This is a genomic window from Porphyromonas sp. oral taxon 278 str. W7784, from assembly GCF_000467855.2.
GTDB lineage: Bacteria > Bacteroidota > Bacteroidia > Bacteroidales > Porphyromonadaceae > Porphyromonas.
The window spans coordinates 6647-18376 of record NZ_KI259243.1 but is presented as its reverse complement, the minus strand read 5'-3'; the positions used below and the strand labels follow the sequence as shown (position 1 = coordinate 18376).

8 protein-coding genes and 2 tRNA genes are annotated in these 11730 nt (G+C 55.1%); 9 read left to right on the top strand and 1 reads right to left on the bottom strand.

All coding sequences use genetic code 11. From position 1 onward, the window contains the following. Nucleotides 1–67 precede the first annotated feature (67 nt). From HMPREF1556_RS05845 to rpsA, 5 genes are all read left to right on the top strand, one after another. A tRNA-Ile gene (locus HMPREF1556_RS05845) sits at nt 68–141 on the top strand. A 17-nt stretch (nt 142–158) separates the two neighbouring features. Next, nucleotides 159–232: transfer RNA gene (locus tag HMPREF1556_RS05840), tRNA-Ala, on the top strand. Between the two features lie 963 nt (nt 233–1195). After that, a complete protein-coding gene (gene topA, locus HMPREF1556_RS05835; RefSeq protein WP_021667426.1) occupies nt 1196–3565 on the top strand; it encodes a type I DNA topoisomerase in 2370 nt (789 codons plus the stop codon). A gap of 3 nt (nt 3566–3568) precedes the next feature. Next, nucleotides 3569–4330 (top strand): tRNA pseudouridine(38-40) synthase TruA, encoded by a 762-nt coding sequence (gene truA / locus HMPREF1556_RS05830; protein WP_021667425.1) that lies wholly within the window; start codon nt 3569–3571, stop codon nt 4328–4330. A 644-nt stretch (nt 4331–4974) separates the two neighbouring features. After that, nucleotides 4975–6768: a 30S ribosomal protein S1 gene (gene rpsA, locus HMPREF1556_RS05825; RefSeq protein WP_021667423.1), complete on the top strand. Its 1794-nt coding sequence runs from the start codon at nt 4975–4977 to the stop codon at nt 6766–6768. 187 nt (nt 6769–6955) lie between these two features. On the opposite strand, the gene HMPREF1556_RS05820 is transcribed toward rpsA, so the two are convergent. Next, on the bottom strand, nt 6956–7801 hold the full coding sequence (locus tag HMPREF1556_RS05820) for a hypothetical protein (protein ID WP_021667422.1): 846 nt from the start codon (nt 7799–7801) through the stop codon (nt 6956–6958). A 653-nt stretch (nt 7802–8454) separates the two neighbouring features. Here HMPREF1556_RS05820 and HMPREF1556_RS05815 point away from each other — a divergent pair. The 4 genes from HMPREF1556_RS05815 to HMPREF1556_RS05800 are packed head-to-tail and all read left to right on the top strand — an operon-like array spanning nt 8455 to nt 11488. After that, nucleotides 8455–8961, top strand: coding sequence for a DUF4199 domain-containing protein (locus tag HMPREF1556_RS05815; protein WP_021667421.1), 507 nt, complete (start codon nt 8455–8457; stop codon nt 8959–8961). Between the two features lie 9 nt (nt 8962–8970). Further along, on the top strand, nt 8971–9924 hold the full coding sequence (locus HMPREF1556_RS05810; protein ID WP_021667420.1) for a glycosyltransferase family 2 protein: 954 nt from the start codon (nt 8971–8973) through the stop codon (nt 9922–9924). A 29-nt stretch (nt 9925–9953) separates the two neighbouring features. Continuing rightward, the gene (locus HMPREF1556_RS05805; protein ID WP_021667419.1) at nt 9954–11000 is read left to right on the top strand and encodes an FAD:protein FMN transferase; all 1047 of its coding nucleotides are present in this window, start codon (nt 9954–9956) and stop codon (nt 10998–11000) included. Between the two features lie 29 nt (nt 11001–11029). Then, on the top strand, nt 11030–11488 hold the full coding sequence (locus HMPREF1556_RS05800; RefSeq protein ID WP_021667418.1) for an ATP-binding protein: 459 nt from the start codon (nt 11030–11032) through the stop codon (nt 11486–11488). Nucleotides 11489–11730 lie beyond the last annotated feature (242 nt).

Genomic DNA, 11730 nt, shown 5'->3' with positions numbered 1-11730 from the left:
TTTCCTGAGTGTGCGTACTCACTTCTGATGTCGATATCTTTTTTCTCTTCTTATAGAGTCCTAAGACAGTCCTATAGCTCAGTTGGTTAGAGCGCTACACTGATAATGTAGAGGTCGGCAGTTCAAATCTGCCTGGGACTACTTAAGAGACTTTACCTGGGGGATTAGCTCAGCTGGCTAGAGCACCTGCTTTGCACGCAGGGGGTCAACGGTTCGAATCCGTTATTCTCCACTAAATAATCGGTTGATCAAGGCTACTTGGTCGACCGATTTTTTATTTTCCCGTCCCTCGGATCTTTTCAGTTTCCTTGCTCCATCCTGTGCCTAAGGCGTACACGGGGTGGATTTCTTTGTTTTAGTTGCTTTGAGCCTTTCTGAGTGACTCATATTGCCTTTAGAGAAGGCTGGAAGCTCCTTGGGAATAGCTGGGTGCTAAGGAAGTCCTTTCCCTTCCGCTTCCCCTTAGTGTAGCGATGTGGAGTCGCTCGGGGAGGGTAGGAGGAGTAGCCTTCTTAGGGGATGCTGGAGGAGGGGAAAAGAGCTAGATAATTTGCCTTCTTTTTCGGGGGAGGAAGGAGGAGCGAAAAGCAGGGAAGGTGGGGCTGGAGCGGTGGCGGGTTTTATGGGTAGATACCCCTAGTTATTTTGCGTTGGAGTGGAGGGAGAAGATCGGCTACTAGGGGAGGGGGCAAAAGAACCCTACTGTAGGTCGCCCGACCGACCTACGGTGGGTCGGTGAGGCGACCTACAGTAGGTTTTTTTGGCGACCTACCGTAGATCGGTTTTTGGGGTCTCCCGAGGGGGCATTCTGAAGGGGGCGTGAGGGCGTAATTGGGAGGGCAAAAGTTGGGCTTCGAGAAGGGCTGAGGAATCGCTGTGGTAGACGGAGCGGATTTGCTTCTGGGTGGGAGGAGGCTTCCCTTCTCTTAGGGTGGGGACGACGGGACGTAAGGCCTTGCTCGTTAGCTAGCCTTCCCCTTGCTCGTCGGCTAGCCTTATCCCGGAGGGTAGGTGGAAGTGTGGGCGTAGGGTGAGTATGGCTCGGGAGGGGCAGGCTTGGGGAGGGAGGGTGCTGATTCTTGTGTCTTGCCTTGCGGTGGAGCGCTGGTAGTCGTACCTACAGGGGAGATTTTGCTACCTTTGTCGGCATAAAATTAACTTAGCGGTCGAAGGCGGCCACTTTACCCCACGATAAATGAAGTTAGTCATCGTAGAGTCCCCGAAGAAGGCTGAGCTCATCTCAGGCTTCCTCAAGAAGCATCACCTGAACGATTACAAGGTCATGGCCAGCGCTGGTCATGTGCGTGATCTCAAGCAACATTCCTTCAGTGTGAATGTCGAGGATCACTTCCGTCCCGAGTACGTCATCAATGACGATAAGAAGAATCTGGTGCGGGAACTCAAGGCTGAAGCGAAGAAGGCGGACCTCGTTTACCTAGCTTCCGATGAAGACCGTGAAGGGGAGGCTATCGCTTGGCATCTGAGCGAGGCTCTGGGATTGAAGCCCGAGAAGACCCGCCGTATCGTCTTCCATGAGATCACGGCCGAAGCCTTCCTAGAAGCGCTGGAGCATCCTCGGGAGGTGAACATGGACCTAGTCGATGCCCAGCAGGCTCGTCGTATCCTCGACCGTATCGTGGGCTTCGAGCTCTCTCCGGTGCTGTGGAAGCGCATCCGTCCCTCGCTCTCTGCAGGGCGTGTGCAGTCGGTAGCCGTGCGCCTCATCGTCGACCGTGAGCGTGAGATCAATGCCTTCGTCCCCCAGTCTTCTTACCGCCTTCAGGCTACCTTCCTCCTGCCTTCAGGGGAGAAGCTTGCTACGGAGCTCAATCATCGCTTCTCCACCGCTGAGGAAGCTGCCCAGCTGATGAAGCGCTGCGCTTCGTCCTCTTTCGCTATAGGCGGGATCACCCGCAAGGCTACTCGTCGCTCGCCCGCTGCCCCCTTCACGACCTCCACGCTACAGCAGGAGGCGGCTCAGAAGCTCGGCTATTCGGTCTCGCAGACGATGCGCCTAGCGCAGTCCCTCTACGAGTCGGGGCATATCACCTACATGCGTACCGACTCGGTCAACCTCTCCAACCAAGCTCTGGGAGCTATCGCAGCTCAGATCGAGCGTCACCCAGGGAAGGAATATCATCAGCCCCGTAAGTATCAGACCAAGAGCAAGGGGGCTCAGGAGGCGCACGAAGCGATCCGTCCTACCTACGTCGCCCGTGAGGTCATCGACGGCACGCCCCAGGAACAGCGTCTCTACGACCTGATCCGCAAGCGCACACTTGCCTCGCAGATGGCCGACGCTCGATTGGAGCGTACGACGGTCTCCATCCCAGTGCCCAGCACGGACTATGCGTTTGTCGCCCAGGGAGAGGTCATTACCTTCCGAGGCTTCCTCGATGTCTATATGGAAGGCTCGAGCGAAGAGGGAGTAGGGGAGACCACGAAGCTCCTTCCCGCCGTCAAGGAAGGGGAAGGACTGACACTCTCCGCACTTCAAGGGGATGAGCGCTTCACCCAGCGCCCTGCCCGCTATACGGAGGCTTCGATGGTCAGTAAGATGGAGGAGCTCGGCATCGGCCGTCCTTCTACCTACGCCCCCACGATCCAGACGATCCAGAATCGTGGCTACGTCGAGCGTGCCGACCGTGAAGGTCAGCCCCGTAGCTATACCGTGCTCACTCTGGAGGATGGGCAGGTCACCGAGGAGACACGCCAGGAGATCTACGGAGCAGAGCGTAGCAAGCTCTTCCCCACGGATGTCGGGATCGTCGTCAATGACTTCCTCGTGGAGCAGTTCCCCAGCATCGTAGACTACAACTTCACCGCTCGTGTGGAGGAAGAGTTCGACACCATCGCCGAGGGGAAGGCGCCGTGGACAGATACTATTGGAGACTTCTATTCGGATTTCCACCCCGGAGTCGAGCGTGCGACGAATGAGCGTACTGCCCAGCGTGTCGGTCAGCGCATCCTAGGGGTGCAGCCTGAGACGGGGCTACCTGTCTCGGTGAGCATCGGGCGCTACGGACCGATGGCTCAGCTAGGTGCTACCGACGCAGAGGAGAAGCCTCGCTTCGCCTCCCTCCAGCCCGGGCAGTCGATCGAGACAATTACTCTAGAGGAAGCACTGTCGCTCTTTGACCTGCCGAAGAACCTCGGTGAATACGAAGGACAGACGATGACGGTCGCTGTCGGTCGCTTTGGCCCCTATGTCCGCCATGCGGGGAAGTTCTACAGCCTACCTAAGGATGTCGATCCCCTGTCGTGCACTGCAGACGAAGCGATCAAGATCATAGAGGAGAAGCGTCAGAGCGAGGAGAAGAGCCTGCTGAAGACCTTCGACGAAGATCCCGAACTATCGATCCGCTCCGGGCGCTTCGGCCCGTACCTCAAGTACAAGGGCGACAACTATAAGCTCCCCAAGGGAGAAGACCCTGCAGGGCTGACCTACGAGGCGTGTATGAAGATCATCGCCGAGACTCCAGCCAAGACCGCTCGTAAGGGTGGAGGGCGAAAGACTGCCTCTACGGGCAAGACCACTACCCGCACACGGAAGGCTAAGAGCTAGGGAATGCGCTACTTCATCACGCTGAGCTACGACGGCACGAACTATAGTGGCTGGCAGACACAGCCTGATGCTACGACCGTGCAGGAGACCATCGAGCAGGCTCTGACGCTGGTAGCTCGCTCTCCTGAGCCCATCGCTATCCTGGGGGCTGGACGCACGGATGCTGGGGTGCATGCCCGAGGGATGATCGCCCATGTCGACCTCCCGATGTCGCCCGACGAAGCTCGCCAGCTCATCTATCGGACGGACCGCTATCTACCCCACGATATTGCCCTGTATGATATTCGTCCCGTGAGGGAGGAGGCTCATGCTCGCTTCAGCGCTACGTCTCGCACCTACCGCTACTATGTCACTCTGAGGAAGGATCCGTTCCAAGAGGCTCGTATGCTTCGTCTCTACTTCCCCCTAGACTTCGATCGGATGAATGAGGCTGCTGAGCGACTGAAGGACTTCACCGACTTCACCAGCTTCAGCAAGCTACACACCGACGTCAAGACGAACAATTGTCGGGTCACGGAAGCCTACTGGCAGGCGGGGGCGGAGGACGGGCAATGGATCTTCACCATCACTGCGGATCGCTTCCTGAGGAACATGGTGCGTGCCGTCGTCGGTACGCTCTTCCAGGTCGGGAAGGGACGGCTCTCCGTCGAAGACTTCTGTGCGGTCATCGAGGCTAAGGACCGGGGGCAAGCGGGTTCGTCTGCCCCAGCACATGCCCTCTACCTCGAGCAGGTAGGCTACCCCGAAGACCTCTATCTCGACTAAGGACTGCGACCAGCCGAGAGGCGCCGAGAAGTGCCAGTCCGGCTAGTTCCGATCCTCCGAACATTCGCCCCATTTTCTGGAGAGCATCCCGTAGGAGCCCAGCGGAAGAAGACCAGCTTCTTCTTCGCAGGGTTTCTACGGGGTGCTCTCTGCTTTTTTCTCCTCCCCCTCTGTCTGGCTTAAGCGTCCTCTTAGGCACCCCCCAAAAACGGGGACCTACGGTAGGTCGTCATCAAAACCTACTGCGACCCACGGTAGGTCGTCTCAGGCGACCTACAGTAGTTTTTTCGGCGACCTACCGTGGATCGTTTTTTACCCCTCCCCAGCCCGCATTCTAAGCGGGGCGAATTCTCCCCTTCACGTTCGACTGAAAGTTTCGACTTTTTCCCCTCGGGGAGGAGCTGGAGATTCGGCGGGGAAGGGAAAACGCCACTTGAGGCACAGAGCCTTAGCCCTTCGTCTGGAGTTTCAATCCCTTCTACTGTGGATCGTCTAGGCGTAAGATGCTGGTACACGCTTTTTTCGTATATTTGTCCCCGACTTTTGTGGGGGAGTACATCGCTTGATGTCCACTTTAACTGAGTCAACAAGCCATGTGCTCCACTATAGGAGTGCTCGTGTGTAATTCATAGTAGGTTTAACAAATGGAAAATTTGAAAGAGATCAAGCCCATCGCGGACTTCAACTGGGATGAGTTTGAGCAGGGAGAGGTAGCTTGCTCTGCTTCCCGCAAGGAGCAAGAAGCAGCTTATGACAGCACCCTGAACAGCGTAAAGGATCAGGAGGTTGTCATCGGTACGGTTACCAAGATCGGTAAGCGTGAAGTACTCGTAGACATCGGCTTCAAGAGCGAAGGTAGCATCAATGCTGCTGAGTTCCGCTACAATCCTGAGCTTCAGGTAGGCGACAAGGTCGAAGTCTTCATCGAATCACAGGAAGATAAGAAGGGACAGCTCGTCCTCTCGCACCGCCAGGCACGTGTAGCACGCTCCTGGGATCGTATCAACGAAGCCCTTGAGAAGGACGAAGTGGTACGTGGATATGTCAAGTGCCGTACCAAGGGCGGTATGATCGTCGATATCTTCGGTATCGAAGCCTTCCTCCCTGGCTCGCAGATCGACGTACGTCCTATCCGCGACTACGATGCTTATGTCGACAAGACCATGGAGTTCAAGATCGTCAAGATCAACCAGGACTTCAAGAATGTCGTCGTATCGCATAAGGTCCTCATCGAAGCTGAACTCGAAGCTCAGAAGGCAGAGATCATCAGCAAGCTCGAGAAGGGTCAGGTACTCGAAGGGGTCGTCAAGAACATCACTTCCTACGGGGCCTTCATCGACCTCGGTGGTATCGATGGTCTTGTCCACATCACCGACCTCTCTTGGGGCCGTGTATCGCACCCCAGCGAAGTGGTTAGCCTCGACCAGAAGCTCAACGTCGTCATCCTCGAGTTCGACGAAGCTAAGAAGCGCATCGCTCTTGGTCTCAAGCAGCTCCAGCCACATCCTTGGGATAGCCTCGACCCTAACCTCAAGGTCGGCGACAAGATCAAGGGTAAGGTCGTCGTCCTGGCTGACTACGGTGCATTCATCGAAGTGGCTCCAGGCGTAGAAGGCCTCGTCCACATCTCTGAAATGTCTTGGACCCAGCACGTCCGCTCGGCTCAGGAACTGCTCAAGGTCGGTGATGAAGTCGAAGCTGTCATCCTCTCTCTTGACCGTGAAGAGCGCAAGATGAGCCTTGGTCTCAAGCAGCTCAAGGAGGATCCATGGGAAAACATCGACAAGCGCTTCCCCATCGGCTCTCGCCACACGGCTAAGGTCCGCAACTTCACCAACTTCGGTGTCTTCGTAGAGATCGAAGAAGGTATCGACGGCCTCGTGCACATCTCCGACCTCTCCTGGACGAAGAAGATCAAGCATCCTAACGAGTTCACCGAAGTCGGCGCTCCTCTGGAGATCGTCGTCCTGGAGATCGACAAGGAAAACCGTCGCCTCTCCCTCGGCCACAAGCAGCTCGAGGAGAACCCATGGAACGCCTTCGAAGCTGACTTCAAGGTAGGCACCATCCACGAAGGTACCATCCGTGAGTTCGTCGAAAAGGGCGCTGTCGTTGCTCTCCCCGAAGGCGTAGAAGCCTTCGCTACGCCTAAGCACCTGGTCAAGGCCGATGGTACGCAGGCAGTCAAGGGTGAGACCCTCCCCTTCAAGGTGATCGAATTCAATAAGGATGCTCGTCGCATCATCGTCTCGCACAGCCGTACCTTCGAGGACGAAGCTAAGGCTGAAGCTCGTGCTAGCGAACGCGCTGAGCGTGCCGATCGTCAGGCTCGCAACCAGGATGCCGCTGCTGCCGTCGCCGCTACCAACGCTGCTACGGAGAAGGCTACCCTCGGTGACCTCGACGCACTGGCTGCCCTCAAGGAGAAGCTCTCCTAATCGGTAGCTTACCTACGTGAAGTGTATGCCCTAAGGGGGCAAGTAGTCACATTTCACTAATAGGGTAGGAACATAAAACACCCCGCATCCCAAATAGGATGCGGGGTGTTTTTGCTTTTTGCCGTGCTCGTTTAGAGACGATAGCCTCATGGAGCTCGTGCTCCATGAGGCTATGTCGTACTCTATATTATTTAGTTGTAGTCAGCTCTTCTCTTATCGGGAATATTACAGGTTGATTATTTGTCTCAGCCTTTTTCTTCTCAGCCTCGTATAGCGCTAAATCTTTCAGCATAACCCTGCGGGTGTTGTCGATGTAGATGCGAGGAGCACCAGAGACAGTGAGTTCTATCTGTTGCAAATATTTCTCACACGTGCTCCAGTTGTCTATGGGGGACTCTAGTTTATTGTCATATAGGTTCCATGCTAAATGGCAATGGCAACTCCATCCAGAGGATTTGAGAGGGACCTCACTGTAGACGTAAGGGTTATTCCCTTGTGTTTTGTCTTTCTCTCCAACGAGCTTCGTAAATGGTTTATTAAGGTCTCGGATTTTCCTCTCAGCTGTATGGTGGACGATGATGCCGTAGTATTTAATTTCTTGATCACCGAGCTGGTAAGCATTAACAAGGGGTAGGCCGAAGAAGATTCTCTTTTTGGGATGATAATAGAACTTCCCATGAGCGAGGCATCCTTTGAGCGCAAATCCACACTCAAAAGATACTTGCATAAGGACTGCTGCAGCCTTGGAGATTAGATTTAGATCTTGAGCTTTGTTGGTCTGCGTGGTGACAAGGATGGAGTCTGAGAAGAAGGCAATGTGTACATGCTCTCTTTTTAGAAGATTCTCAGCTCGAGTATCTAACTTTTCTCTAAAGGTCTCAAACTTCTCTTTAGCTTCGTCGAAAGGTGTATTTTGGATAAATGCGCTAAAGCCCATGATGTCGAGTAGTAATACAAAGCGTTCCTGCTCGTCTCTCGTTACTCTGGTATTTCTGCTGTACTTAACTTGTTCTTCCGGTGTCTCGGTTGGCATAATTCCTTAATTAAATAGATCTCGATTTTGGATAGCCTCTTGGCGAAAAAGGTGTGTATTTCGGCTCGAAATATAGCGATTTTTGGGAGAATGAAGCACTCGGATATATTCAATGGTACATCGAAGGGGGAGGAGCATAGGGTTAGGTATTTATCTAGCGATACCTTATCTCTAAGCTGGGGAGTGTGGGCTTGGTGAAGAAGAGAGAGGTGGAGTCTTTTTATCCTTACGCTCCAAGTCTGATACCATCGGAGGTAGGGCGCTAAGATCTTGCCACCGACAGGGTGGATGGCTGGGGCTCTGGGGTAGGGCAAAAAGCAACCTACGGTAGGTCGTCGAAAAAACCTACTGTAGGTCGTTCGACCGACCCACAGTAGGTCGTCAAGGCGACCTACCGTAGGTCCCTTTTGGGGGGCTCCGAGCACCTTCGCTGTAGGGGCTCGTCGGAGGTCTCTTGATCCTGGGGTTTCTACCAAGGAAAGGGCTGGTGTGTCGTGGCGTTTTTCCTTTCGTCCGAGTGCCTGTAGAAGCGCCTTCTAAATTGGGCTAATTTGCGGAGGCTAACGAGGTGATGCACTGGAGCTGTCGATAGCGGTAGTTGGGGTGGCTTATTGGGCGAATAGTCGTACCTTTGCGCCCGTAAAAACAGACTTATGGCAGTAGCTCCCCATCCATCTCCACTCTTCCCAGCAGCGGCTCGTGCAGGCTTGACCTTCGGGCTGGTGCTGGCCTTGATTTATACGGCTCGCTTCTTGAGCTTCAGTGTACCCCTGCTGCAGGTGATCTACTTCGTCGGGGTCTTGGCCGTGCCTTTCCTTGCCTACCGAGCGGCACGCACCTACCGAGACTTCTACTATGAGGGGGGCGCCTTCCATGTGGGCCAAGGCTTCGGCTACGTCGTCCTCCTGCATGCCTTCGGCGGTATCCTGGCCTTCGTCCCGCAGTACTTCTACTTCAAGTACGCTGTGCCTTCGACCCTGGAGGCTTGGGGGGAGATGCTCAAGGCTTCACCCCTAGTCAATCAAGCCGACGCCGAGCGAATGATCACCGACCTTCAGATGATCTCCACGTGGCAGTGGCTGTGGGTCGACTACATGCTCACCATCATCATGGGCGCCGTCTGGGGGCTCATCGTCGGACTTGCCCTCCGTCGCAACTAACTTCGACCTATGGATATCTCTCTCGTCATCCCCTTATACAACGAAGCCGAATCCCTGCCCGAACTGGAGGCGTGGATCCGGCGTGTCATGGAGGAGCACGGCTTCTCCTACGAGATCATCTTCATCAATGACGGCAGCACCGACCAGTCGTGGCAGGTGATCCGTGAACTTCAGGCGAAGAACCCCCACGTCAGGGGGGTGAAGTTCCGTCGCAACTACGGGAAGTCCCCCGGCCTGCAGTGTGGCTTCGCCCGCACCCAAGGCGATGTAGTCATCACGATGGACGCAGACCTGCAGGACAGCCCCGACGAGATCCCCGAACTCTATCGCATGGTCAAGGAAGAGGGCTACGATCTGGTGAGCGGCTGGAAGCAGAAGCGCTACGACCCTATCTTCAGCAAGAACCTTCCCTCGAAGCTCTTCAATGCTACGGCACGCAAGCTTTCGGGCATCGACAACCTGCACGACTTCAACTGCGGGCTCAAGGCTTACCGCTCCGAAGTGGTCAAGAGCATCGAGATCTACAACGACATGCACCGCTACATCCCCTACATGGCTAAGGTGGCGGGCTTCTCCCGCATCGGGGAGAAGGTCGTCCATCATCAGGCACGTAAGTACGGGGAAAGTAAGTTCGGACTCAATCGCTTCGTCAACGGCTACCTCGACCTCATCACGCTGTGGTTCACCTCGACCTTCGGGCGCAAGCCGATGCACTTCTTCGGTCTGGGCGGGAGCCTCATGTTCATCGTCGGCTTCCTAGCGCTGGCGGTAGTCCTTATCACGAAGCTCTTCCATATCTGGACGAATACGCCTGCTCCGCTGGTGACGGACCGCCCGTATTTCTTCATCGCCTTGACGGGGATGATCCTCGGCACCCAGCTCTTCCTCGTGGGCTTCCTCGCCGAGCTCCTTGCCCGCCAGTCACAGGACCGCAACGACTACAAGATCGAGGAGGAGCTCTAAGGGCTCTTCCCTTCTCATTCTCCAAGAATATGCACCTTCATGCCTCTCTCTCTTCCCTCCTTCGGGCGGGGAAGCTATGCGCCTTAGTAGCCGTCGCTGCTGGGGCGCTTTTTGCTTGCTCCTCGGGCAAGACTACGAATGACTATACCCGCCTCTCGGGCGAAGTCTTCACGACGACCTTCTCCATCCAGTACGACCTCCCGAAGGACTATTCGCTGGCGGTCGACTCGACCTTCCATGCCTTCAGCCATTCGCTCAACCCGTTCGATTCGACGAGCCTCATCTCGGCGATCAACCGCAACGAGTCTCAGCAAGCTGACTCGATGCTCCGTGAAGTCTTCCTCCAGTCGGTAGAGATCTCCCGGCAGACGGGCGGTAGCTACGACGTGACTTGCTCGCCCTTCATCAACCTTTGGGGCTTTGGCTTCGAGAAGAAGAACAGCGTCAGTCAGCACACCATCGACAGCATCCGTGCCTTCGTGGGCTACGAGAAGGTCACCTTCGACGGCCTCCGCATGATCAAGGCTGATCCACGGATGAAGATGGACTTCTCCTCCATATCTAAGGGCTATTGCTCTGACCTGGTTGCCCGCATGCTCCTGGGGAAGGGGGCGAAGAACTACCTCGTCGAGCTCGGCGGGGAGATCGCCTACCAAGGGGTGAATCCTCAGGGGAAGCCTTGGGTCATCGGTATTGATAAGCCCGTCGAAGGCGCTTCAGTAAGTGAAGAGCAGTTCCAGGTGCGCATCCAGCTTCCCACGACGGCAGGGGGCGTAGCGACCTCGGGCAACTACCGTAACTTCAAGCTCGTGGACGGGAAGAAGGTCGCCCATACGATCGATCCCCGCACGGGCTATCCCATCCAGACGGACATCCTGAGCGTCACGATCCTTGCCCCTAGCTGTATGCTAGCGGACGGCCTTGCTACGGCCTGCATGACCCGCCGTGCCGAAGAAGTTCCCGCCCTCGTGAAGCACTTCCCCGGCGTCGAGTACATGCTCATCCTCGGCGACGGCAAGGACGGCTTCCGTACCCTAATGTCGCCCGGCTTCGAGCGCCTCGTCCTCGCTGACTAATTCACTACTCACTAATAATACGATTCAACATGAAGAAGATCATTGGCCTTTATGGACGTCCGGGCTCAGGTAAGACCACAACACTCTACCTCTTGATAGAGCTCTTAGTAGGGAAGCGGGAGACAGAAGAGAAGAAAGATGGAAATACTCCATTTATTATCGACGATTATAGAGGGAAAAAGATAATCATAGCTACTGCAGGAGATTCTGCTGATATTGTTAAGCAGAACATAGAGTTCTTTGAGAAGCAGGAGGCGGATATTCTTGTCACGGCAGCAAGGAATGGCGACAACACTGGAGCATCGCAATTCTTAGATAATCATTACAACGAAGCTTCAGATGCACTTCTTATTTGGTTTGGAAAAAATCATTCTACTTCGTTAGCAAAGATGATTGACGTGATGCAAGCGAAGGAGCTTCGTGCTTTCCTCGATTTACTAATCGAGGAGTGGGATAACTATCCCGAGAAATGGTCATATGTAGAGTAAGGGAAAAAACTGCTTATAGCGCCTCATCCTCTCCGACTGCTCCCGCCTCTAAATAAGAGATAAGCCGAAGCTCGCCCGTGGAGTCCTTGAGTGGAGTCCACGGGCGAGCTCTTTATTTTCCTTTGGTTGGTGCTTGGGGAAGGGAGGGGGCTGAGTAGGCGAAGGAGAGGGACTTCCTTAGCCCGCATAGAATGGGCTCTTGGGAGGGGGCAAAAAACGACCTACGGTAGGTCGTCGAAAAA